A 22118-nucleotide genomic window follows, 5' to 3' on the forward strand; every position below is an offset into this window, starting at 1 on the left:
GTGTTTGGTACCAAGCGCTCTGTAGCCGCCAATGCCTGTCAGGTATTCCTGAACTACTTGTTGCTTGAATCTCTCGTCATATCTCGCCATGAAAAACACCCCAAAGGTTGGACTGGTGTCCAGCTTTTGGGGTGCAGTTCATTCGGCGGGCTTTTTTGTGGGTGCCGCAAAAGGCTTGTTTTGAGGGGGTGGTCAGCAGGGACGGGGCTTGTAGCAGTTTTTATGACACATAAATTCAAAGTTTTGCCGTTTTTTTGTATCACGCGCTCAAACAATTGGTAATTGGGGTCAGATTCCAATGGTAATTGGGGTCAGATTCCAATTGTTTTGGCGAAATGGGGGTCAGATTCCAAGAAATGGAAATGGGGGTCAGATTCCAATTAATTTCTTCCCTGAAAGTCACGCTTGAGCCGCCCGCCATGGGGACTCATTTTTCTGGTCTTTCGCTCAAAAAATGGTCCCCAGGCCGTGCGGCTCTGAATTAATTGGAATCTGACCCCAATTTGCCAGATTGATCAGACAGGGCACAATGGCGGGATGTCAGAACGCGTTATTTCCCTTTTCGACCTGCGCAACCGCCCCGCCGTCGTTCCCACCACGCCCATCCCCGCCACCGGCCTGCTGGGCGACAAACGCGGCCGCCCGCTGCGCGACCTGCGCATCAGCGTGACCGACCGCTGCAACTTCCGCTGCAACTACTGCATGCCCAAGGAAGTCTTCAACGCTGATTACAAATACCTGCCGCAAACCGCGCTGTTGAGCTTTGAGGAAATCACCCGCATCGCCCGCCTGTTCGTGTCGCACGGCGTGCAAAAGCTGCGCCTGACCGGCGGCGAGCCGCTGCTGCGCAAAAACCTGGAAGTACTGATCGAGCAACTGGCCGCGCTGCGCACCCCCGAGGGCCTGCCGCTGGACCTGACACTCACCACCAATGGCTCCTTGCTGCGCCGCAAAGCCGCCGGTTTGAAAGCCGCGGGTTTGCAACGCGTGACGGTCAGTTTGGACGGCTTGAACGACCCCATCTTTCGCGCCATGAACGACGTTGATTTCCCGGTGGCCGATGTGCTGGATGGCATCGAAGCCGCCAAAGAAGTGGGTCTGGGGCGTGACGCCAAGGGCGGTTTCAGCGGCCTGAAGATCAACATGGTGGTGAAGAAAAGCACCAACCTGAGCGAAATCATCCCGATGGCGCGGCATTTCCGGGGCAGCGGCCTCACCTTGCGCTTCATCGAGTACATGGATGTCGGCGAAACCAACGGCTGGCAAATGGACGAGGTGCTGCCTTCAGCAGAACTCATCAAGCTGCTGCAAACCGAGTTCCCCTTGGTGCCGCTGGAAGCCAGCGCACCGGGCGAGACCGCGCAGCGCTGGGGCTACGCCAACGCGCAAGGCGTGTTCGACCCGCGCTTGGGCGAGGTGGGCGTCATCAGCAGCGTGACGCAAGCGTTTTGCAGTGACTGCAATCGCGCCCGCTTGTCTACTGAAGGCCAGCTGTATTTGTGTTTGTTCGCCGCACAAGGGTTTGACTTGCGCACCTTGTTGCGCAACAGCAGTTCGGACGCGGACATCGCCTCAGCGATTGGCCTGATTTGGAACGAGCGCGAGGACCGCTACTCGGAGTTGCGCGGCCAAAACCTGCAACCGCCGCCAGTGCCCGGCCAAAAACGCGTCGAGATGAGTTACATCGGCGGCTAGGCTGGCGATGGCGTCGTGTCCTCAAAAGCTGCGGTGTTGGGGCCGGGCGTGGCTTGGCGGGCAAACAAGGTGTACATGGTGGGCACCACGAAGATGGTGAGCAAGGTGCCCAAGCTCATGCCACCCACAATCACCCAACCAATTTGCTGACGGCTTTCTGAGCCTGCGCCGGTGGCCAGCGCCAGCGGAATCGCGCCCAGCACCATGGCGCCGGTGGTCATCAAGATGGGGCGCAGCCGCAAAGTGGCGGCGCGGTGCACCGCTTCGACGGCGCTCAGGCCGGTGGCCCGCAACTGGTTGGCAAATTCGACAATCAAAATGCCGTGCTTGGTGATCAAGCCCACCAACGTAATGAGCCCAATTTGGCTGTACACGTTCAAGGTGCTGCCGGTCCATTTCAGCGCCAACAAAGCGCCCACCATGGACAGCGGCACCGACAACAAGATGACAAACGGGTCGACAAAGCTTTCAAACTGCGCGGCCAACACCAAGAAGATGAACACCAAGGCCAGCACAAACACGCCGGTGAGCGAGCCCGAGGACTGCACAAACTCGCGTGAACTGCCGTTCACATCGGTGCTGTAGCCCGGCTTCAAGACTTTGGCGCTGACGACCTTCATGAAGTCCAGCGCTTGGCCCAAGGAATAGGTGGGGGCCAGGTTGGCGGTGAAGCTGACGCTGCGGCGTTGCGAGAAATGGTTCAGCTCGCGCGGCACCACGACCTCTTTCAAGATCACCAAAGACGACAGCGGCACCATGGCGTCGCCCTTGCCGCGCACGAAAATTTTCTCGATGTCCAAGGGCGAATTGCGGTCCTTGGCGTCGGTTTGCACCACCACGTCGTACTGCTCGCCATCGCGCTTGAACTTGGTCACCATGCGCCCGCCCATGGCGGTTTCCACGGCCCGCGCAATCGCGTCCACCGGCACGCCCACATCGGCGGCACGCTCGCGGTCCACTTCCATGCTGATCTCGGGTTTGTTCAAACGCAGGTCCACGTCCACGCTCAAGATGCCCGGGTTCTTGGCCATTTCATCTTGCATGGTTTTGGTGACCTGGGCCAGGTTTTCGTAACTGTCGTTGGTCAGCACCACGAAATTCAAAGGACGCTCGCGAAACGCTTGGCCGAGGGACGGCGGCGTGATGGGAAAGGCCATGACGCCTGGCAAACCGGCCACGCTGGGCATCATTTCACGCGCCATGTCGAGGGTGGTTTTTTTGCGCTGGTCCCAAGGCAAAGCGCCCAAGAACACCGCGCCCTGCGCCACCGTGGGGTTGCCCACCACGGCAAAGAACTTGTCGAACTCGCTGTATTTGCGGCCGATTTTTTCCAGCATGTTCACGTACTTCGAGGTGTACTCCAGGGTGGCACCGTCAGGGCCGTTGATGACGATCAAAATCACGCCCCGGTCTTCCATTGGCGAAAGCTCACTCTTGGCCGCTTTGAGCAATTGCCACGATCCACCAGCCGCGGCCAACATGATGACCACCACCAACCAACGCCTGGAAAACTGCACCCGGCCGAACTGCCACGCGGTCAAGGTCCAAAGCAGGAAACGGCTGTAACCATTGGTCATGGCATCCAAACCTTTGCCGATGAAACGGTCGAACCAACTGGGCTTGTGGTTGTGCTTGAGCAGCAGCGAGGACATCATGGGCGTGAGCGACAAAGCGACGACGCCCGAGATGAGCACGGCACCGGCCAAGGCCAGCGCGAACTCGGCGAACAAGCGCCCGGTGCGCCCCGGCGTGAAGGCCAAGGGCGCAAACACCGCCACCAAAGTGAGCGTCATCGCCACCACCGCAAAACCAATTTCGCGCGAGCCTTTGATGGCCGCCGCAAACGGTGTCATGCCCTCTTCGATGTAGCGGTAAATGTTCTCCAGCACCACGATCGAGTCATCCACCACCAGCCCAATGGCCAGCACCAGCGCCAGCAGCGTGAGCGAGTTGATGGAAAAACCAAACAAGGCCATCAAGGCAAAGCTGCCCACCAGCGCCACCGGAATGGTGACCAAGGGAATGATGGAAGCTCGCAAGGTGCGCAAGAAAATAAAGATGACCAAAGACACCAGCGCAGCGGCTTCCAAAATGGTTTGGAACACGGCTTCGATGGATTTCTCAATGAACACCGAGGAGTCGTTGGCCACCTCGATGCGCACACCCGGGGGCAGGTTTTCTTTGATGCGCGGCAGCATGGCGGTGATGGCCTTGCTGAGCTCCAAAGGATTGGCCGTGGCGTTACGCAGCACGCCCAGTGCAATCGATTCGTTGCTGTTGTAGCGCACCGAGAAACGTTCGGCCAAGGGGCCTTGCTCAATCCGCGCCACATCGCCAATGCGAACCGGCATGCCGTTGACGGTGCGCACCACGATGTCCTCGAACTCGGTGGTGGTGCGCAAATCGGTGGCGGTGGTGACGTTGAATTCACGCGCTTGGCTTTCCACCCGGCCCGCAGGCACTTCCACATTGGCGCGGCGCAGTGCGTCTTCCACGTCTTGCGGCGTCAGCTTGTAAGAAGCCAAACGGTCGGTGTCGAGCCAAATCCGCATGGCGTATTTGCGCTCACCGAACACCCGCACATCGGCCACGCCGGGCGCGGTTTGCATCATCGGCTTGGCCAAGCGGTTGGCCAAGTCGCTCAGTTGCAAGGTGTTGAGCGTGTCCGAATTGAACGAAATCCAAATGACCGGAAAAGCATCGGCCTCCACTTTGGAAATAACCGGTTCATCAATGCCGGTGGGCAGGCGTTGCCGCACCCGCGAGACTTTGTCGCGCACATCAGCGGCTGCGGCATCCGGGTCGCGGGAGAGTAAAAACTTGACCGTGATTTGGCTTTGCTCTTGGCGGCTGATGGACGAGATGACATCCAAACCTTCGACACCTGAGAGCGAGTCTTCCAACACCTTGGTGACCTGTGACTCCATGACCGCGCTGGACGCACCGACATAACGGGTTTCAACCGTGACCGTGGGGTTGTCGATCTTCGGGTACTCGCGAATCACGAGTCGGTTGAAGGAGACCACGCCCACCAAAACGATGAGCAAGGACAAAACGGTCGCAAAGACCGGACGGCGGATGGACAGCTCGGGCAGTTGCATCTCAGTTCCTGGTCTCGACCACGCGCAGGGCGGTGCCGTCTTTTTGCAGACGGTGCTGACCAGCCACCACCACGGTGTCGGTGGCGCTCAGGCCCGACAAAATTTCCACCTTGCCGGGGCGACGCGCCCCCAGCTTGACTTCCGTGCGCAGCGACACGAGTTTGGTGTCTGGCGGCAGCGGTCCCGCATTGGGCACGGCCTCGGGCGGCACGGCTTTGATGACGAATTGCTTGCCGCCCATGGGCACGATGGCTTCCTCGGGCACCGACAAAGCAGCTTGTTTCAACGCAAACAAAGCATTCACACGGGCGAACATGCCGGGGCGCAGCGGGCCCGGGGCCACCGGTTTGTCAGCCGACATGGTGGGTCCTGCGGGACACACGGCTTCGGCCGAGCCAGCAGCAGCGTTGGCTTTGCTGGCGGAATTCACCACGGCTGGTTTGGCGGCACCACCGCCATTGGGCAACACGGCGCGAACGCTGATGGCGCGGCCATTGGCATCAATCAAGGGATCGATGGCTTCGATGCGGGCAAAGAAGGTGCGACCGGGCAAGGCATCAATCACCACTTCCACGGTTTGCTTCAAGCCCACCTTGCCTTGGTAGCGCTCGGGCAAGCGGAAGTCGACGTACAAGGCGCCCAGGTCTTCCAAGTTCACCAAGTCGGCGCCGTCTTTCACATAGTCGCCCACGTTCACCGTGCGAATGCCCACCGTGCCTGCATAAGGGGCGACGATGCGCATGCGCTGCCAGCGGGCGCAGGTGAGAGACAACTGGGCTTGCGCCACGGCCAAACTGGCTTGGCTTTCGTCCAAGGCGCGTTGCGCAATGAAGCCTTGCGCCACCAAGTCTTGGTTGCGTTTGTGGTTGGACTGGGCGATGCCCACTTGCGCTTGCGCTTGCTGAACTTCAGCGCGTTGCAAGCTGTCGTCCAGTTGCACCAAGGTTTGACCGGCTCGCACCTGGCTGCCATCACTGAAACCCAATGCCGTGACCCGACCGGCCACTTCGGGGCGCACCATGGTGTTTTGTTTCGATTTCAAGGTGCCCACGGTTTGGGCATCGTCACGCAGGGGGGCACTTTCAACCAAGGCCACTTCCACACCCATGGCACGCGGTGGTCCCGCAGGGGGACCCCCAGGCGCAGCACCCGGTGCACCCGGTTTGGCAGCAGGGCCACCCGCCGCAGGCGTTCCAGCCGATGCAGGCGCACCCGAAGCGGGGCCACCAGCCATGGCAGGCGCACCGGCTGGGCTGGTTGTTTGCACCGGTTTGTTTTGGATGTACCAACCGCCAACAGCGGCGGCAGCAAGGGCTAAAAGGGCGATGGCAGTTCTGGTGTTCTTAGAGGACATGAGGGTGTGTATGAGGGTGAGCCGGATCAATTCATTATCAACTTGTTTGCACCATGCGCACACCTTCGTTGGCCAGCGCATCAGCGCGTTCATTGCCAGGGTCACCCGAATGGCCCTTGACCCAATGCCAAGCGATGCTGTGTCCGCTTTGTGACAGCAACTCATCCATGACACGCCACAAGTCTTCGTTTTTCACCGGCTGCTTGGCGGCCGTGCGCCAGCCGCGTGCTTTCCAACCACTCATCCATTCGGTGATGCCTTTGCGCACGTACTCGCTGTCCATGTAGAAGTCCACTTGGCAAGGGCGTGTCAAGGCCCGCAAGGCTTCAATCACAGCCGTGAGTTCCATGCGGTTGTTGGTGGTTTGGGCTTCGCCGCCGTACAAATCTTTTTCCACCGTGCCGTAGCGCAAAAACACGCCCCAGCCGCCAGGCCCAGGGTTGCCCTTGCAAGCCCCATCGGTGTAGATGATGACGCGGCTCATGCTTGCGGCTCTTGAGGTGTTTTGTTGACCGTGGGCACAGCATGGTTGGCACTGGCCTTGGCACGGTTCCACACCGGCCCCATCAAGCGCATGCCGCGCACCCGTTTGATGCCCACCAAAAAATACGCTGCGCCAAAGATCGGCCACCAACGCGCACCGGCCTTCTCCATCCAAGCAAAGCGCTTGAGCCATTGGGGCGATTGCACCGAGGGTCGGTAACAACCAAAGCGCCCGGCTTCCACCTCAAAGCTGAGCAAGCGCAGCCAATCGCGCAGCCGCCAATAGCCGATGAAGTCCACGTCATCAGGCAAGAAATGGGTTTGCACCCCCAAGCGGGCGACAAAACGGGCACGTTGCTGGCGTTGGCCCCACAGGCTCATGGGGTTGAAACCGCTGATGATCACCCTGCCCTCGGGCACCAAGACACGCTCGACCTCGCGCAAGCTGGCATGCGGGTCGTGGCTCAACTCCAAGGTGTGGGGCAAGACCACCAAGTCCAGGCTCTGGTCGGGGAAAGGCAAGGCCACCGGGTCGGTGAATAAAGAAGCTTGGGTGTGGGCCTGCAGCTGGTTGTCGCCAACCCAGCAATGGCGTATGCGGCTGTTGCGCAAGCTTGGCAGGTCTGGCTGACCGAGTTGCAATCCGTGGTAGCCAAACACATCGGCCACGGCTTGGTCAAACTGCGCGGTTTCCCATTCGGCCAAGTACAGCCCAGCAGGCGTTTGCAGCCAATCGGCCCATGAAACGGAGCTTCCTATAATTTGTGGGTTCATCAGAATGTCCTTGCGGCATTCTATTCACCCGCTTTCACCTGCCAATGACCCAACACACTTGCAAGAAACTGACCTGGGCGCTTGCCCTGGTCATCTGTAGTCCCTTGGCCGCACTGGCGCAAACCGACACCATCGCCACCACGGCTGAGATGGACAGTTTGTCGCCGATAGAGACCCTGCCGCTGAACACTGCCCCGGTTGCCGAGGTGGATGTTCCAGCGGATTTGTGGGAGCGGATCCGCCGTGGTTTTGCCATGCCCGATTTGGCGGTTGATCAAGTGCAAGACCGCGAGCGCTGGTATGCCGATCGGCCCGATTACATCCAGCGCATGACGGCAAGGTCTAGCAAATACCTCTACCACATCGTTGAAGAACTTGAGCAGCGCAACATGCCGACCGAACTGGCTTTGCTGCCGTTCATTGAAAGTGCTTTCAACCCGCAAGCCGTGTCTTCTGCAAGGGCCAGCGGCATGTGGCAATTCATGCCGCGCACCGGCAAGCACTTTGACTTGAAACAAAACGCGTTCCGGGATGACCGGCGCGATGTGTTGGCCTCCACCCGCGCCGCGCTGGATTATTTGCAACGCCTGCACGGCATGTTTGGCGACTGGCACCTGGCCCTGGCCGCTTACAACTGGGGCGAAGGCAATGTGGGCAAAGCCTTGGCCCGCAACAAACGCTTGGGCGAGCCGCTGAATTACACCGAGTTGCGCATGCCTGCCGAAACCCGCATGTACGTGCCCAAGTTGCAAGCCATGGAAAACCTGGTGGCCAACCCCGATGCCTTGGGCGTGACCTTGCCAACCATCCCCAACCACCCTTACTTTCAAACGGTGCCGCTGCCGCGCGACGCCGATGTGGCGGTGATTGCCAAGTTGGCTGAAGTGTCCATGGATGACTTCAAAGCCTTGAACCCGTCCGCCCATCGCCCTGTCATGTTGGCCAGTGGCACGCCGCACATCCTGCTGCCCTGGGACAACGCCGAAATCTTCCAACGCAACTTGGAAAGCCACGACGGTCAACTGGCCAGCTGGACCGCCTGGGTGGCACCGAAAAACATGAAGGTGGCCGATGCCGCCAAGCGTGTCGGCATGAGCGAAGAAGAATTGCGCACGGTCAACAAAATCCCGCCGCGCATGCTCATCAAAGCGGGCTCTGCCCTGTTGGTTCCGCGCAGCATCAGTCACCAAAAAGATGTGTCTGAAAAGTTGGCTGACAACGGGCAACTGAACTTGGCACCCGAACAAGTGCTGCGCAAACAAGTGGTGAAAGCACGCAAGGGCGACACCATGGCCTCAGTGGCCAAACGCTACAAAGTCAGTGTGGATCAATTGGCAGACTGGAACAAACTGGCACTCAACAGCAGCTTGAAGCCCGGGCAGAAAGTCATGCTGATGTTGCCCGGCAAGGCCAAAAAATCCAAGGCCGCCGCTGGCAAGAAGCGGCGACAAACCGCCAACAAGCCGGGCTAAACCTTGAAGCGCTTCCGCGCTTGCATGGCAAATTCGTTGGTGTAGGTCAACCCCAATTCGCGGCGCAAATTCTTGGCTTGGGGTTCGAGCACATTGCGCAAGCGCAGTGCTGTTTGAGCGGCCTCATTGGTCATCACGCCATCAAGCGAATAGCTTTCGCGCATGTTGTCAATGGCATTCAAATAAATCGCACGGTCCAACAAAATAGGGTTGTCCAGCATGTTGCTCAGCAAATCTGAAGGCCCTGCCGTGCGCAACCATTTCAGCGCCCGCACCACCCCAAACACCAAGGCCTGACAAGCCTGGGGATGCTTGCGCACCATGTCCTGTGTGGTCATCAAGCTGTGCCCCGGCATGGGACCCGCAAACAAGCGCTGGCTTTCTCTGGCCGAGCGAAAGTTGCGCACAATGTCCAGATCACCCTTTCTTTCCAGCAAGGTCATGACCGGATCGGGCATGCACAAAGCATCCACCTGACCGTTGCGCAATGCCAAGATGGCTTGGCTGGCATGGCCCACCGCCACGTGATTCAGTTCATTGGGGCTGTCGCCAGACAACACCATGGCGTAGTCGACACAGCGTCTGGCTTGCGAGTCCAGGGCGGACACCCCCATTCGGCGACCATGCAAGTCTTGCAGGCGTTTGAAATGGGACATGGTTTTGCGTGACACGCCCAGCGCCAACTGTGGTGTGCGACCGGTTTGCATGATGGCAACCCAAGGCTCTTTGCGGGGCACATGCAACAACTGATCGTAGGGGGCAGACCAAACAAACAACCCCTCGCCTTGCATGGTTTCCATGCTCATCGCGGTGCTGGCTTGCTCCAAGACTTCAACCACCAAGCCCTCGGCCTTGAAATAACCCAATTGTTCGGCCAGCAACACGGGCAAATGGGTCATGGACGAGGTGTCATCCAACAACAAGGTGAGTTTGATGGGTGCGTCCTTGGCCCAGGCGCCTGACAGTTGGCTCATGCCAATGGCCCCGGCCAACAAGCATTGGCCCCATTGCCGCCGGTTCAAAGCGCTGGTCATCGTAGAAACTTCCCTCATGATGGCTGTCAGCTTATCAAGTTGAAAAGCCTAGCGCATCGGTAGCTTCCCGCTTGGTAAAACCCCCTGCTGTCAGGTGCTGCGCCGGTCCACCAAAGCGTGGGCGATGGTGCCCAAGTCCACATACTCGAGTTCACTGCCCACCGGCACCCCACGCGCCAAACGGGTCACGGCCAAGCCTTTGCGCTTGAACACGTCGCTCAGCACATGGGCCGTGGCCTCGCCCTCGGCAGTGAAGTTGGTGGCCAAGATAATTTCTTGCACCACGCCATCGCTGGCCCGCTCGATGAGCTTTTGCATGCCAATGTCTTTGGGCCCAATGCCTTCAATGGGGTTGAGCTTGCCCATCAACACAAAGTACAAGCCCTTGTAGGCTTGGGTGCGCTCCATGGCCGATTGGTCTGAGGGCGTTTCCACCACACACAAACGCGTCATGTCCCGAGTGCTATCTTGGCAGGTGCCGCAAACATCAAACTCGGTCAGGGTGTGGCAGCGTTGGCAGTGCTTGACCGCCGCCACCGCTTGGGTCAGGGCTTGCGACAACAGCTGCGCACCTTGACGGTCGTGCTGCAACAGGTGGTAGGCCATGCGCGAGGCCGAACGTTCACCCACGCCCGGCAAGCGCTTCAAGGCTTGCACCAGGGCTTGCAGCGCGGTGTGGTCTTGCATCAGAAAGGCAGCTTCATGCCGCCGGGCAAGCCGGGCATGCCGCCGGTCAGCTTGCCCATCTTGGCTTCGCTGGTTTCTTCGGCTTTGCGGGCCGCGTCGTTGAAGGCCGCGGCAATCAGGTCTTCCAACATGTCTTTGTCGTCACTCAGCAAGCTGGGGTCGATGGTGACGCGTTTGACCTGGTGTTTGCAGGTCATGAGGATTTGCACCATGCCCGAGCCTGATTCGCCCGTGACCTCGATGTGGCCGAGTTCCTCTTGCGCTTTCTTCAGGTTGTCTTGCATGGCTTGGGCTTGTTTCATCAAGCCGGCGAGTTGTCCTTTGTTGAACATGGTGGTCTTTCAATGAGCTAAGGGTTTGATGGAACCGGGGACGATTGTCGCGTCGAAGTCCCGGATGAGTTGTTGCACCAAGGGGTCGTTCATGATCTCGGCCTCGGCGGCTTGTTGGCGTTCGTGTTGCTGGGTGGTGATGCGCTTGGCGGGGGTGTCTTGCACCGGCCCAAGTTGCACGCTGATGCTGACCGCGTGGCCCAGGGCTTGCAAGGCCAGTTGCAAACGTTCGCGGTTGCTGGGCGAGTTCAATGATTCGCGCTCGACTTGCAAGACCCAAGCGGTGGCGTCTTGTTGCACCAGTTGCGATTGCATGGCGAGCTCACGCGTCATGGCTTGAATCAATTGCGCTTTCACCAGTTGTTGCACCACCTCGAACCAGTCGTTGCCCAAGGTTGTTGGTTGAAGTGTGGCGGTAGAAGTAGCGGATGGGTTGGCAGGTGCTGGAAGCTTGGCGGGTGGCTCCGCAGCGACTGCGGGTTTGGAGATGGGCGCTGTCGCTTTGGCAGCTTCTATTTCACGGGCTTGAGGCGCTGCGGGCTTGGAGATGGGCGCTGCCGCTCTGGCAGCAGGTGCAGCAAAGGACTGCGCCTCAGCTGTTTTCAGTGTTTTTTTTTCAGCCGCGCCCTCTGGCTTGAAGGCCAGCAAACGCAGCAACACCATGCATAAGGCGGCATATTCATCGGGCGCCAAACCCAGCTCGGTGCGGCCATGCAAACAGATGCTGTAGAGCAACTGGGTTTCATCGGCGGGCATGAGTTCAGCCAAGGCCAAGATGCGCTGTGCATCTGGGTCGGGGTCGGAGGCAGCTTCTGCGGCGTTCGTCACCGACTGGTAGACCGCCATGCGTTGCAACACCATGCTCATGTCTTCCAGCAAGGAACTGGCTGACAACCCCAATTGGCGCAAGGCCTCGCAAGTGTTGACGATGGTCAAACCATCGCCATGGGCCAAAGCTTCAATGAAGGTGAACACATGGCTGCGGTCCACGCTGCCCAGCATGTCGCGCACCGTGGGCTCTTGCAGTTCGCCATTGCCAAACGCGATGGCTTGATCGGTCAGGGACAGCGCGTCGCGCATCGAGCCACGCGCGGCGCGGGCAATCAGGCGCAGGGCTTGCACATCGGCGCTGATGTGTTCGTCGCCCAACACCTGACCCAAGTGCTCTACGATGGTTTCGGGCGGCATGGGGCGCAAATTGAATTGCAAACAGCGCGACAACACGGTGACCGGCACCTTGTGCGGGTCGGTGGTGGCCAAGACAAATTTCAAATACTCGGGCGGTTCTTCCAAGGTTTTGAGCATGGCGTTGAACGCCGTGTTGCTCAGCATGTGCACCTCGTCGATCATGAAGACCTTGAAGCGGCCTTGCACCGGTTTGTAAACCGCTTGCTCCAGCAGCTGCTGCACCTCATCCACGCCCCGATTGGAGGCGGCGTCCAGCTCGGTGTAGTCCACAAACCGGCCAGCATCGATCTCGGTGCAGGCCGAACACACACCACAAGGTTCGGCGGTGATACCGGTTTCGCAATTCAGGGATTTGGCCAAGATGCGCGACACCGTGGTCTTGCCCACACCACGCGTACCGGTGAACAAATAGGCATGGTGCAGGCGTTGCGAGCGCAGCGCATTGGTGAGCGCCTGCACGACGTGCGATTGCCCCACCAACTGTTCGAAAGTTTTGGGACGGTATTTGCGGGCCAGTACCAGATAGGACATCCGGTCATTCTACGGGGCGTACAATTTCGCTCGACGGGCCTTCCCGCATGGTGAAGCGGCCAACCGGGTCAGGTGGGGAACCAAGCAGCCCTAACTGTGGAGCCAGTGCCGGGGTCAAGGCTCGTCAACTTCCCCTTTATCTCTGTTCAACGGTATCTTTTAAAGCCGAGCAAATAACGTATTCGCGCTACTGATCGTGTCATACCACCACAGCTTCAATTCCTTTTTTCTCAATGATTTGAAGCAACTTCGCAGCCGCACCGCCAGGATGTTTGCCTGAAGCAGGCGATTCCCATTTTTGGATGGTGGATGGTTTGACATTCAAAAAACCAGCAAACACCGCCTGACTCATTTTGGCCTTTTTCATGCGAATGGCCGCCACACGCTCAGCGGTGTAGGTGGGTGGCGCAGTGCCGAGCGCTTTGATTTGTGACAAATGCTTCATGGACACCAAGCCTTTTTGGGAAAGCAAGGTTGCCATTTCAATCATTTCATCAGCAACGCGGTCTTTTGGTTTTTTAGTTGTCATGGTAAATCTCCTCAATGTATCCATCGTTGATGGCCTCTTCAATTTGCTGCAGAGAGGCTTTTTGTAGATCTTCGGCAATCAGCAGCGCCTGGGCCACCGACACGGCTGAAAAATCTGTTCCGGGTTCATTTTTTGAACGTCCTGCCATGAAAAAAATCCCGAGCGGACTTTGTTTGGCCACAAGGGTTCGCGTTGAACCTCTCTTGCCTTGTCCGGCCATGGCGATGCGTTTTTTGCATACACCACCACCAAGATCTGCTTCATATTGTCCAAGCCCAATTTCTTTTGCTGCCGCGAGCAACTGCGCGTCGGTCAAGATCTTCTTGGCCCAGCGAGAAAAGGTTTTTAGCTTGAACACGCGCTTGTCTTTCATGGATTAAACCATAGCACTTTATGCAATAGCCTGCAAGCTGACACTCCAAGGGTTGAGTTGCTATAGTTTTGCTTCAACTCTTTCAGGCACCCCATGCTGCGTTTCGCTGCCAACCTCTCCATGCTTTACCCCGAACACGGTTTCCTTGACCGGTTTGCGGCGGCCGCGCAAGACGGCTTCAGGGCGGTGGAGTTCATGTTTGGCTATGACTTCCCCGCCCAAGACATTGCCCGCGCCGCCCAAGACGCGGGTGTGGAAGTGGTGTTGCTGAACGCCCCGCCCGGCGGGCAAGACAGCAACAGCATTTCAAACGCTTGGACAAACGGTTCACGCGGCACGGCTTGTTTGCCGGGGCGCGAGGCCGAGTTTCAAAACGGCGTGCTGCTGGCGCTTGAATACGCGCAAGCCTTGAACTGCCCGCACATCCATGTGCTGGCCGGTGTGGTGCCGCCAGAGCACCAAGCAGGCTCTGCCCTGCCCCTGGCTTTGCAAACCAGCCATGCTTATGCCAGCACGCAAAGCGCCCTGCGCGACAAGTTGTTAAGCAACCTGCGCTGGGCCGCAGCACAAGCCGCGCAAGCTGACAAAACCATCCTCATCGAGCCAATCAATGGCCGCGATATTCCGCACTACTTCTTGAACCGCCAAGCCGATGCCCATGCCATCGTGCAAGCCATCGGCGTGGACAACTTGAAAGTGCAATTCGACCTCTACCACTGCCAAATTGTGGAAGGCGATGTGCTGAACAAACTGCGCCACTACCTGCCCAGCGGCAAGGTGGGGCACATTCAAATAGCGGGTGCGCCGCAGCGCCACGAACCCGACCAGAGCGAGCTGCACTACCCCACGGTGTTCGACAGCTTGCGCGAACTGCAATGGCCCGGCTGGATTGGCTGCGAGTACCGCCCGGTGCGCGGCAGCGAGCCCGGCGGCACCACTGCTGGTTTGGCTTGGATGCCTTCATGAGCAGCTTGCCGGTGCTGAATATTTCAGCGTATTTGTTCACACCGCTCAACGACCTGCCCGACCTGCAACAAGCGTGTTTGGCGCAAGCGCAAGCGCGGCAACTCTTGGGCACCATCTTGCTGGCCGAAGAAGGCATCAACTTGTTTTTGGCCGGGCCACCAGAGGATGTGCGCACATGGGTGCGCTGGCTCCAACAAGACGCTCGGTTTGCGGGGCTGGCGCCCAAAGACAGTTGGTCGGCCAAGCAGCCTTTCAAGAAGCTGCTGGTGAAGGTGAAAAATGAAATCATCCGCATGAACCACCCCACGATTCAGCCGCAGCATGGCCGCGCACCTGCTGTGCCACCGGCCACGCTGAAACGCTGGCTGGACCAGGGCCATGATGACCGCGGCCGTCCGGTGGTCACGCTGGATACGCGCAATGATTTCGAGGTGGACGCTGGGGCTTTCCAAGCTGCCCTTGATTGGCGGCTGACCAAATTCAGTGAATTTCCAGAGGCGGCCAAAGCTCACCTGGACGCAATGAAAGACAAAACCATCGTCAGCTATTGCACCGGCGGCATCCGCTGCGAAAAAGCCGCCATCTATTTGCGCGAACTGGGCGTGGAAGATGTGTATCAACTCGATGGCGGCATCTTGAAATATTTTGAAGAAGTGGGCAGCGACCATTTCACAGGGGACTGCTTTGTGTTTGACGAGCGGCGGGGGGTGCACCCGGATTTATCGGCGCTGAAAGACGAAGCCTGACGAGGCACTCGCCGTGAAAGCGCCGTGCTTGGGCAGTAGGCCTAGTTGCCGTCGTTCAGCACTTCCAGCACATCCGAGCGGAATTCGCGGTTGTACAAAATGCCCACGATCAACACCGTGGTCAGCACAAAAGCCATGGGCGAGAAAAACCAGCCCATCACGGCAAACGCAAAATAGTAGGCACGCAAGCCGTCGTTGAAGGTTTCAGCAGCCAAGCCGGTCATGGCGGCCACCCGCTCGGCATAGTCCATTTGCTCTTGCGGGTGCGCGATGAAATGCTCGTGGGATGGCAACGCGCCAATCATCAAAGACACAAAGGTGTATTGCCGCATCGACCATGAAAAGCGGAAAAACGCATACACAAAAATCGAGATCAGCACCAAGATTTTGAACTCGAACACCAAGATGGGCGTGGCCTGCGAGAACGGGATTTCGCGCACAAACTCGGCCGCCTTGTCGGTGGTGCCCATGAGGGCGAGCAAACCACCCATGATCAGGATGGTGGTGCTGGAGAAAAACGCGGGGGTGTTGGACAGGGTCTGGGTGATGATGCCGTCGAGCACACGCGGGTCACGGGTGAGGGACACCTGGATCCAGCGCAAGCGGAACCGGTTGGTGGCTGCCAAGATGGACGGGCGCTTGAGCGACCAGCGGGTGGCGAACTGGGCGTAGCCAATCCAAGCCGCCATGAAAAACAGCAGCACCAGCCAATCGGACCAGGGCAAGAGGCTTAGGATTTTCATGGAGGCATGCTAACGCACGGACTTTTAAAAAAATCGCTTGGCACTTATCGCACCAAGCGGTTCTGGGTTTGGCTGTGAAGTCAGACTTCTACAGAACGTTCAAGCATGTAACTTCGCCGCCATCTTGGCCACGCGCTCGCCATAGGCTTTGCCGGTGTCCAAATCGCCTTGGGGAATGTCGGCGGCGGGGCTGGTGGGGCCCACCTGCGCCATCACGCCCGAGGACGAGCCCAGGCGGTTGACGCTGCCGTCGTTGGGCTGGGCTTGGCCGACCCAAACCATGCCCAATTGCATGGACAAAGTAATGAAGTACTGCAAGGTGGACAGCTTGTCGCCGCTCAGGTTCGAGGAAATGGTGAAGCCGCCAGCCACTTTGTCTTTCCATGCGCCGCTCATCCAGTATTTGGAGGTGGCGTCGGCAAACTTTTTGAACTGCCAAGACGCCATGCCCATGTAGGTGGGCGAGCCAAAGATGATGGCGTCGGCGGCGTTGATGGCGGCCCAGTCGGCCTCGCTCACGTTGCCTTCGGCGTCAATCGCCACCAGCGTGGCTTTGGCGCCTTCGGCCACAGACTGGGCCAGGCGTTGGGTGTGGCCGTAGCCAGAGTGGTAAACAACAACGGTTTTGCTCATGATTTCTCCTTGGATAAGCAATAAAAAATTCAGGGGGCCAGGTCAAACACCAACACTTCGGCGTCTTGGCCTTGACTCAAATTCAATTCAGATTCATCGGCCACCAGCAAGGCGTCACCGGCTTGCAGGCTCTGGCCATTCACGTTCAATCCACCGCGCACCAGAAACACATAGGCACGGCGTTTCGGGTTCAAAGCCAATTGCGCTTGCTCGGCGCCATCGAACAAACCTGCATACAAGGCGGCATCCGCATGGATCTTCACGGCATCCGTTGTGGGCGTGTGGCTGGCAATCAAGGCCAAAGCGCCGCGTTTGCTGGCAGGTGGCACGGTTTTTTGTTCATAGCTGGGTGGGATGCCGCGCACATTCGGTTGAATCCAAATTTGCAAGAAATGCGTTTCCTCGCCTTGCGCATGGTTGAACTCGCTGTGCTTGACGCCGCTGCCCGCGCTCATGCGCTGCACGTCGCCGGGCGGGATGCCTTTGACATTGCCCATGCTGTCTTGGTGCGCCAGGTTGCCCGACAGCACATAGCTGATGATTTCCATGTCCTGGTGGCCATGCGTGCCAAAACCGGTTTCGGGGGCGATGCGGTCTTCGTTGATGACGCGCAAATTGCCCCAGCCCATGTGGGCCGGGTCGTGGTAGCCGGCAAATGAAAAGCTGTGAAAGGATTTGAGCCAGCCGTGGTCGGCATAGCCTCGATGTTTGGCGGGTCTGAGGGTCAGCATGGTGTGTTCTTCCTTGGCCTGAATTCTCAGTCCACCGTGCAGCTCAGAAGGTGCATCGGTTTGATGGCATCATTCAAATCGTTTGAACGATAAACCCCTGACCATGTCTTCTGCCCGCGATGTCCTGACCCCTGACGCCCTGACCATGCTGCAAACCATTGCCCGCCATGGCAGCTTTGCCGCCGCTGCCCGCGACATGGGCGTGGTGCCCAGCGCCCTAAGTTACCGGGTGCGGCAAATGGAAGAGGCGCTGGATGTGCTGCTGTTCAACCGGGCGTCGCGCCAAGCCAAACTCACCGCCGCAGGCCATGAGCTGTTGAGCGAAGGCATGCGTTTGTTGAGCGACATGGACAACATTGCGCACCGGGTCAAGCGTGTGGCCACCGGCTGGGAGAGCCAATTCACCTTGGTGTTTGACACCATCATCGATCAAAGCGTGGTGATGGATTTGTGCCAAGCCTTCTACGCGGCCAACCCGCCCACGCGGCTGCGACTGCGCCACGAAACCCTGAGCGGCACCTTGTACAGCCTCACCTCCGGCCAAGCGGATTTGGCCATCGGTGTGCCGATGACCAGCACCACCACGCCGGGCTTGCGCTTTGCCGAAATGGGCACCGTGGTGGGCTTTGTGTTCGCCGTGGCCCCGCAGCATCCCTTGGCCAGACACCCGCAACCCTTGAGCGACGAGGTGTTGCAAGCACACCGGGCAGTGGCGGTGGCCGACTCCATCCCCCAGGGCACGGGCATGACCATCGGTTTGTTGGCCGGGCAAGATGTGTTCACCGTGCCCACCATGGTGGCCAAACTGGACGCCCAGTTGCGTGGCCTGGGCGCGGGGTTTTTGCCGGAACCGATGGCGCGGCCGTTCATTGCCTCGGGGGCGCTGGTGGCCTTGCAAGTCAAGCGACAACAACGCAGCGGCCAACTGGGCTATGCCTGGCGCGAGAACACCCAGACCAAGGGCCAACCTGCGGGCGACCGCGCTTTGCAGTGGTGGCTAGAGCAACTGAGCAAGCCGCACACCCGCTTGGCCTTGTTGGGGCAATCCAGCAAGCCCAAGGGTCGCGCATCGGTGTAGAGTGCAGCCATGAAAAACACTGCTGTCATCGGGGCCGGTATGGCCGGTATCACCGCCGCACGCACCTTGCTCAAGGCTGGGCATCGCGTCACCGTCTTCGAGAAAAGCCACGGCGCTGGCGGGCGCATGTCCAGCCGCAACACTCCCTACGGCAGCTTTGACCACGGCACCCAGTACTTCACGGTGCGCAATCCCGACTTCTTGCAAGCCCTGACCGAGGTGCCCGGCACCCAAGCCGTGTGCCGCGCATGGAGCGCCAACGCCGTGCGGGTGCTCGACCCACTGGGCCGCGTCATCGAAGCCGCCTTGCCCACGCGCGAACCACACTTTGTGGCCAGCCCCGGCATGAACGCCTTGGTGCGGCATTGGGCACTGCCCTTGGAAGACGCCAAATGCGTGCACTACCAAACGCAGGTGCAGTTTTTGAAACGCAATCGCCAAGGGTGGGAGCTGGTGTGCGCCGATGGCACCACGCATGGCGGTTTTGACAACCTGGTGTTGGCCATACCGCATGTGCAGGCCGATTTTTTATTGCGCCAATCGGGCGCACCTGCTGCCAGTTTCAAAGGCCTCAAAGCCCTGTCTGAAGTGCAAGTGGCCCCTTGCTGGACCTTGATGCTGGCCTACCCCTTGGTGAACCAATCGGGCCTGAGCCATTTGGGGCCACAGTGGAACGCGGCCCGCAGCGTGCACCACCGCATCGCCTGGTTGTGTCGGGAGTCATCCAAACCGGGTCGTGCCTCGGTGGAACGCTGGACGGTGCAAGCCAGCGCCGATTGGTCGCAAGAACATTTGGAAGACGATGAAGAACGGGTGCAGGCCAAGCTGTTGAAAGCTTTTGCCGAACTCACCGGCATCCGCGCCGAACCCGGCTACGCGCAGGTGCACCGTTGGCGCTATGCCAAGACCTTGCAACCGCTGGGCCAAAACCACCTGTGGGACGCCTCGCTGAAGCTGGGCTTGTGCGGCGATTGGCTGCTAGGCCACCGAGTGGAAGACGCGTTTGTCAGTGGCTTGGGGCTGTCCTTGGCCATGCTCGACTGAAGCTCGCGGGCTGGGTCTTGAGCACAACGCCAGTCCCATACCGGGGTCGTTTCGCCCCCTCCCCCACGGGTTTGTTGCATGCGGGCTCGCTGGTGGCCGCACTGGCCAGTTGGCTGGATGCGCGGGCCCACGGCGGCGCATGGTTGGTGCGCATGGAAGACGTGGACACACCGCGCTGTGTGCCAGGTGCCGACCAAGCTTTGTTGGCGCAATTGGCCGCTTGCGGCTTGGTGTCCGATGAACCCGTGCTCTGGCAATCCACGCGGCATGACGCTTACCAAACGGCTTTGGACCGCTTGGTATCCAAAGGCTGGGCCTACCCCTGCGGCTGTTCGCGCAAAGAGATTGAAGACGCGCAACAACAGCAACGCACCCGCCACACGGCTGCGGTGTATCCGGGCACGTGTCGAAACGGTTTGCAGGGCAAACCTGCGCGGGCTTGGCGCTTGAATCTGCAAAGCGTCATCAACGACTTGCAGTTGAGCCATCCAACCCATTGGCATGACCGACGCTTGGGTGCGCAACAACAAGACGTGCTGCAAGAAGTGGGCGACTTTGTGCTGCGCCGCGCCGACGGTTGGTGGGCCTATCAACTGGCGGTGGTGGTGGATGATGCGGCGCAAGGCATCACGCATGTGGTGCGTGGCCAAGACCTGGCCGACAACACCGCGCGGCAAATCCTGTTGCAACAGGCTTTGGGTTTGCCCACACCGCGCTACCTGCACACGCCCTTGGTGCTGGGCGCCGATGGTGAAAAACTCAGCAAGCAAAACGGCGCACAGGCTTTGAACTTGAACAATCCTTTGGCGGCGTTGAATGCGGCGGCGCAGGTGTTGGGGCTTGAAGCCAGTGCAAGTTCAGTTCACCAAGCCTTGCTTGCTTGGACAACCGCTGTTGCCAACGAAGCTGTTGCGCAGAGCCGCTTGGCCTGGCCGCGATAATCGCCAGCTCTTTCTGCAAGCGCACCCCATGACCGCCACCGACACAAGCCAAGCCCCCAGCACAGACGCCCCCTTCATGCGCGTCATCAAAACCTATGTGCTGCGAGCAGGCCGCATGGGATCGGGCCAGGTGCGAGCCTTTGAGCAATTTGGTCCGCAGTTTTTGTTGAACTACACGCCCGACAAACTGGATGTCACCCAAGCCTTTGGCAGAGCCGCGCCTTTGATTTTGGAAATTGGGTTTGGCATGGGCGACGCCACCGCCAAGATCGCGCACACCCGACCCGAGGACAATTTTTTGTGCTGCGAAGTGCACATGCCCGGCGTGGGTGCACTGCTCAAGCGTTGCGGCGAAGAAGGCATTGGCAACATCCGCATCCTGCAACACGACGCCATCGAGGTGATGGACCACATGTTGGGCCACAACAGCCTAGACGGTGTGCACATTTTCTTTCCCGACCCGTGGCACAAAAGCCGCCACCACAAACGCCGCCTGATTCAAAGCCCGTTTGTGCAGCGCTTGGCGCAACACATCAAGCCCGGCGGCTACCTGCACCTGGCCACCGACTGGCAGCCTTACGCCGAGCAAATGTTGCAGGTGCTGTCCGCCGAACCGCTGTTGCACAACACCGCCACCGATGCCAGTGGTTATGCCGAGAAGCCCAGCTACCGCCCGCTCACCAAGTTTGAAAACCGCGGCTTGAAACTCGGTCATGGGGTGTGGGACTTGGTGTTTCACAAACGCTGAACCTGTTCGTCTGCGATGGGCCGCGCCAGCCAACTCCCCAAGCTGCCCATGCACGACGGCGTGAGCCCCAGCCGGGTGGGCGTGCCCTTGGGGCACTGGCCCAACGTGATGGCGTTTTTGTGTGAACGCTTTGACAACATCAGCGCCGAAGAATGGGCACGACGGTTTTCACAAGGCTTGGTGTTGAACGCAGAGGGTCATGCGCTGTCTGCGCACGACCCTTGCCCCTTGGGTGGCCATGTGTTTTATTACCGGCAGTTGCCCCTTGAAGCTGAACTGCCAGAGCCAGCCTGCATCTTGTTTGAAGACGAGTTGCTGGTGGTGGCCGACAAACCGCACTTCATGCCTGTGACACCTTCAGGCCCTTATGTGCACAACAGTTTGTTGGTGCAAATGAAGCAACAAACCCAGTGTGAAACATTAACGCCCTTGCACCGCATCGACCGCGAAACCGCGGGCTTGGTGGTGTTTTGCAAACGGCCGCCAGACCGCGACGCCTACCACGCGTTGTTTCGCCAACAGCAAGTGAACAAGCTGTATGAAGCCGTGGCCCCGCATCTTGAAACGCTTGAATTACCAAGCAGCTTGCGTTGTCGCTTGGCGAAAGACGAGCGGTTTTTCTTGTCGAAAGTTGTGAATGGTGAACCTAACAGCGAAACCCGCATCAGCCTGCGCCAACATCGCAATGGCTTGGGGATGTACGACTTGGAACCTTTGACAGGCCAACGCCATCAACTCCGTTTGCACATGTGGCATTTGGGGGTGCCGATCTTGGGCGATCAGTTTTACCCCGAGGTGCTGCGCGGCCCGCAAGAGCCGGATGACTTCAGCCAAGCCTTGCAACTGTTGGCTCGGCAGATCGCGTTCACCGACCCGGTGAACGGCGAACAACGACGCTGGGTCAGCCAGCGACGTCTGCAAATGGCGTGGTGAGA

The 22118-nt window shown here is 59.1% G+C and carries 22 protein-coding genes and 1 other RNA gene; 10 read left to right on the top strand and 13 right to left on the bottom strand.

The genetic code is table 11. From position 1 onward, the window contains the following. Positions 1 to 537: 537 nt before the first annotated feature. Positions 538 to 1695 (top strand): GTP 3',8-cyclase MoaA, encoded by a 1158-nt coding sequence (moaA, locus tag AC8GFP_RS10575; protein ID WP_506612989.1) that lies wholly within the window; start codon positions 538 to 540, stop codon positions 1693 to 1695. Here moaA and AC8GFP_RS10580 read toward each other — a convergent pair. From AC8GFP_RS10580 to AC8GFP_RS10595, 4 genes are read right to left on the bottom strand one after another with little or no spacing between them, the layout of a single operon-like run. Then, positions 1692 to 4796: an efflux RND transporter permease subunit gene (locus tag AC8GFP_RS10580; protein WP_506612991.1), complete on the bottom strand. Its 3105-nt coding sequence runs from the start codon at positions 4794 to 4796 to the stop codon at positions 1692 to 1694. The genes moaA and AC8GFP_RS10580 overlap by 4 nt on opposite strands. 1 nt (position 4797) lies before the next feature. After that, positions 4798 to 6150: an efflux RND transporter periplasmic adaptor subunit gene (locus AC8GFP_RS10585; RefSeq protein WP_506612993.1), complete on the bottom strand. Its 1353-nt coding sequence runs from the start codon at positions 6148 to 6150 to the stop codon at positions 4798 to 4800. A gap of 37 nt (positions 6151 to 6187) precedes the next feature. Then, positions 6188 to 6634, bottom strand: coding sequence for a ribonuclease HI (gene rnhA / locus AC8GFP_RS10590; RefSeq protein ID WP_506612995.1), 447 nt, complete (start codon positions 6632 to 6634; stop codon positions 6188 to 6190). Then, on the bottom strand, positions 6631 to 7407 hold the full coding sequence (locus AC8GFP_RS10595) for a class I SAM-dependent methyltransferase (protein WP_506612996.1): 777 nt from the start codon (positions 7405 to 7407) through the stop codon (positions 6631 to 6633). Before AC8GFP_RS10595 ends, rnhA begins: the two co-directional genes overlap by 4 nt. Before the next feature lie 44 nt (positions 7408 to 7451). Here AC8GFP_RS10595 and AC8GFP_RS10600 point away from each other — a divergent pair, with 44 nt between their 5' ends. Further along, positions 7452 to 8879, top strand: coding sequence for a transglycosylase SLT domain-containing protein (locus tag AC8GFP_RS10600; RefSeq protein ID WP_506612998.1), 1428 nt, complete (start codon positions 7452 to 7454; stop codon positions 8877 to 8879). Here the strand turns inward: AC8GFP_RS10600 and AC8GFP_RS10605 are convergent. From AC8GFP_RS10605 to dnaX, 4 genes are all read right to left on the bottom strand, one after another. Continuing rightward, positions 8876 to 9931 (bottom strand): ABC transporter substrate-binding protein, encoded by a 1056-nt coding sequence (locus AC8GFP_RS10605; protein ID WP_506613000.1) that lies wholly within the window; start codon positions 9929 to 9931, stop codon positions 8876 to 8878. The two genes, AC8GFP_RS10600 and AC8GFP_RS10605, sit on opposite strands and share 4 nt — an antisense overlap. 72 nt (positions 9932 to 10003) lie before the next feature. Beyond that, complete coding sequence (gene recR / locus AC8GFP_RS10610; RefSeq protein ID WP_506613001.1) at positions 10004 to 10600, bottom strand: recombination mediator RecR; 597 nt, start codon at positions 10598 to 10600, stop codon at positions 10004 to 10006. Then, the gene (locus tag AC8GFP_RS10615; RefSeq protein ID WP_506613003.1) at positions 10600 to 10932 is read right to left on the bottom strand and encodes a YbaB/EbfC family nucleoid-associated protein; all 333 of its coding nucleotides are present in this window, start codon (positions 10930 to 10932) and stop codon (positions 10600 to 10602) included. The genes recR and AC8GFP_RS10615 overlap by 1 nt, the downstream gene beginning before the upstream one ends. Before the next feature lie 9 nt (positions 10933 to 10941). Beyond that, entirely contained in the window at positions 10942 to 12651 is a 1710-nt protein-coding gene (dnaX, locus tag AC8GFP_RS10620) for a DNA polymerase III subunit gamma/tau (protein WP_506613005.1), read from the bottom strand. A gap of 32 nt (positions 12652 to 12683) precedes the next feature. Here dnaX and ffs point away from each other — a divergent pair. After that, positions 12684 to 12780, top strand: an RNA gene (ffs, locus tag AC8GFP_RS10625) — signal recognition particle sRNA small type. 70 nt (positions 12781 to 12850) lie between these two features. Here ffs and AC8GFP_RS10630 read toward each other — a convergent pair. Both AC8GFP_RS10630 and AC8GFP_RS10635 read right to left on the bottom strand, forming a co-directional pair. Next, positions 12851 to 13258: a helix-turn-helix domain-containing protein gene (locus tag AC8GFP_RS10630; RefSeq protein WP_506613007.1), complete on the bottom strand. Its 408-nt coding sequence runs from the start codon at positions 13256 to 13258 to the stop codon at positions 12851 to 12853. Next, positions 13170 to 13553 carry a type II toxin-antitoxin system RelE/ParE family toxin gene (locus AC8GFP_RS10635; protein WP_506613009.1) on the bottom strand — a complete coding sequence of 128 codons (384 nt, stop codon included), beginning with the start codon at positions 13551 to 13553 and terminating at the stop codon, positions 13170 to 13172. The genes AC8GFP_RS10630 and AC8GFP_RS10635 overlap by 89 nt, the downstream gene beginning before the upstream one ends. A gap of 93 nt (positions 13554 to 13646) precedes the next feature. On the opposite strand from AC8GFP_RS10635, the gene AC8GFP_RS10640 reads away from it, so the two are divergent. After that, positions 13647 to 14519, top strand: coding sequence for a hydroxypyruvate isomerase family protein (locus tag AC8GFP_RS10640; protein ID WP_506613011.1), 873 nt, complete (start codon positions 13647 to 13649; stop codon positions 14517 to 14519). Next, positions 14516 to 15265: a sulfurtransferase gene (locus AC8GFP_RS10645; protein WP_506613013.1), complete on the top strand. Its 750-nt coding sequence runs from the start codon at positions 14516 to 14518 to the stop codon at positions 15263 to 15265. Before AC8GFP_RS10640 ends, AC8GFP_RS10645 begins: the two co-directional genes overlap by 4 nt. A 41-nt stretch (positions 15266 to 15306) precedes the next feature. Here the strand turns inward: AC8GFP_RS10645 and AC8GFP_RS10650 are convergent, their stop codons facing one another. From AC8GFP_RS10650 to AC8GFP_RS10660, 3 genes are all read right to left on the bottom strand, one after another. Further along, positions 15307 to 16008: a DUF599 domain-containing protein gene (locus AC8GFP_RS10650; RefSeq protein ID WP_506613015.1), complete on the bottom strand. Its 702-nt coding sequence runs from the start codon at positions 16006 to 16008 to the stop codon at positions 15307 to 15309. A 99-nt stretch (positions 16009 to 16107) separates the two neighbouring features. Then, complete coding sequence (locus tag AC8GFP_RS10655; RefSeq protein WP_506613016.1) at positions 16108 to 16641, bottom strand: flavodoxin family protein; 534 nt, start codon at positions 16639 to 16641, stop codon at positions 16108 to 16110. Positions 16642 to 16670: 29 nt separating this feature from the next. Further along, entirely contained in the window at positions 16671 to 17372 is a 702-nt protein-coding gene (locus AC8GFP_RS10660; protein WP_506613018.1) for a pirin family protein, read from the bottom strand. 103 nt (positions 17373 to 17475) lie between these two features. On the opposite strand from AC8GFP_RS10660, the gene AC8GFP_RS10665 reads away from it, so the two are divergent. Genes AC8GFP_RS10665 through AC8GFP_RS10685 form a run of 5 tightly spaced genes read left to right on the top strand, consistent with a single transcriptional unit; the run spans position 17476 to position 22116 of the window. After that, positions 17476 to 18450, top strand: coding sequence for a LysR family transcriptional regulator (locus tag AC8GFP_RS10665; protein WP_506613020.1), 975 nt, complete (start codon positions 17476 to 17478; stop codon positions 18448 to 18450). 9 nt (positions 18451 to 18459) lie between these two features. Beyond that, on the top strand, positions 18460 to 19494 hold the full coding sequence (locus tag AC8GFP_RS10670; RefSeq protein ID WP_506613021.1) for an NAD(P)/FAD-dependent oxidoreductase: 1035 nt from the start codon (positions 18460 to 18462) through the stop codon (positions 19492 to 19494). 17 nt (positions 19495 to 19511) lie between these two features. After that, complete coding sequence (gene gluQRS, locus AC8GFP_RS10675; protein ID WP_506613023.1) at positions 19512 to 20435, top strand: tRNA glutamyl-Q(34) synthetase GluQRS; 924 nt, start codon at positions 19512 to 19514, stop codon at positions 20433 to 20435. Between the two features lie 28 nt (positions 20436 to 20463). Continuing rightward, positions 20464 to 21183: a tRNA (guanosine(46)-N7)-methyltransferase TrmB gene (gene trmB / locus AC8GFP_RS10680; RefSeq protein ID WP_506613025.1), complete on the top strand. Its 720-nt coding sequence runs from the start codon at positions 20464 to 20466 to the stop codon at positions 21181 to 21183. 15 nt (positions 21184 to 21198) lie between these two features. After that, positions 21199 to 22116 (top strand): pseudouridine synthase, encoded by a 918-nt coding sequence (locus AC8GFP_RS10685; protein WP_506613026.1) that lies wholly within the window; start codon positions 21199 to 21201, stop codon positions 22114 to 22116. Positions 22117 to 22118 lie beyond the last annotated feature (2 nt).

Source organism: Limnohabitans simekii (SeqCode) (genome assembly GCF_965234735.1).
Lineage (GTDB): Bacteria > Pseudomonadota > Gammaproteobacteria > Burkholderiales > Burkholderiaceae_C > Limnohabitans > Limnohabitans simekii.

What these genes read in the sequence shown, in the direction of transcription:
- moaA (WP_506612989.1), top strand. Translation starts at nt 538, where the DNA reads ATGTCAGAACGCGTTATTTCCCTTTTCGACCTGCGCAACCGCCCCGCC.
- AC8GFP_RS10580 (WP_506612991.1), bottom strand. Translation starts at nt 4,796, where the DNA reads ATGCAACTGCCCGAGCTGTCCATCCGCCGTCCGGTCTTTGCGACCGTT.
- AC8GFP_RS10585 (WP_506612993.1), bottom strand. Translation starts at nt 6,150, where the DNA reads ATGTCCTCTAAGAACACCAGAACTGCCATCGCCCTTTTAGCCCTTGCT.
- rnhA (WP_506612995.1), bottom strand. Translation starts at nt 6,634, where the DNA reads ATGAGCCGCGTCATCATCTACACCGATGGGGCTTGCAAGGGCAACCCT.
- AC8GFP_RS10595 (WP_506612996.1), bottom strand. Translation starts at nt 7,407, where the DNA reads ATGAACCCACAAATTATAGGAAGCTCCGTTTCATGGGCCGATTGGCTG.
- AC8GFP_RS10600 (WP_506612998.1), top strand. Translation starts at nt 7,452, where the DNA reads ATGACCCAACACACTTGCAAGAAACTGACCTGGGCGCTTGCCCTGGTC.
- AC8GFP_RS10605 (WP_506613000.1), bottom strand. Translation starts at nt 9,931, where the DNA reads ATGAGGGAAGTTTCTACGATGACCAGCGCTTTGAACCGGCGGCAATGG.
- recR (WP_506613001.1), bottom strand. Translation starts at nt 10,600, where the DNA reads ATGCAAGACCACACCGCGCTGCAAGCCCTGGTGCAAGCCTTGAAGCGC.
- AC8GFP_RS10615 (WP_506613003.1), bottom strand. Translation starts at nt 10,932, where the DNA reads ATGTTCAACAAAGGACAACTCGCCGGCTTGATGAAACAAGCCCAAGCC.
- dnaX (WP_506613005.1), bottom strand. Translation starts at nt 12,651, where the DNA reads ATGTCCTATCTGGTACTGGCCCGCAAATACCGTCCCAAAACTTTCGAA.
- AC8GFP_RS10635 (WP_506613009.1), bottom strand. Translation starts at nt 13,553, where the DNA reads ATGAAAGACAAGCGCGTGTTCAAGCTAAAAACCTTTTCTCGCTGGGCC.
- AC8GFP_RS10640 (WP_506613011.1), top strand. Translation starts at nt 13,647, where the DNA reads ATGCTGCGTTTCGCTGCCAACCTCTCCATGCTTTACCCCGAACACGGT.
- AC8GFP_RS10645 (WP_506613013.1), top strand. Translation starts at nt 14,516, where the DNA reads ATGAGCAGCTTGCCGGTGCTGAATATTTCAGCGTATTTGTTCACACCG.
- AC8GFP_RS10650 (WP_506613015.1), bottom strand. Translation starts at nt 16,008, where the DNA reads ATGAAAATCCTAAGCCTCTTGCCCTGGTCCGATTGGCTGGTGCTGCTG.
- AC8GFP_RS10655 (WP_506613016.1), bottom strand. Translation starts at nt 16,641, where the DNA reads ATGAGCAAAACCGTTGTTGTTTACCACTCTGGCTACGGCCACACCCAA.
- AC8GFP_RS10660 (WP_506613018.1), bottom strand. Translation starts at nt 17,372, where the DNA reads ATGCTGACCCTCAGACCCGCCAAACATCGAGGCTATGCCGACCACGGC.
- AC8GFP_RS10665 (WP_506613020.1), top strand. Translation starts at nt 17,476, where the DNA reads ATGTCTTCTGCCCGCGATGTCCTGACCCCTGACGCCCTGACCATGCTG.
- AC8GFP_RS10670 (WP_506613021.1), top strand. Translation starts at nt 18,460, where the DNA reads ATGAAAAACACTGCTGTCATCGGGGCCGGTATGGCCGGTATCACCGCC.
- trmB (WP_506613025.1), top strand. Translation starts at nt 20,464, where the DNA reads ATGACCGCCACCGACACAAGCCAAGCCCCCAGCACAGACGCCCCCTTC.
- AC8GFP_RS10685 (WP_506613026.1), top strand. Translation starts at nt 21,199, where the DNA reads ATGGGCCGCGCCAGCCAACTCCCCAAGCTGCCCATGCACGACGGCGTG.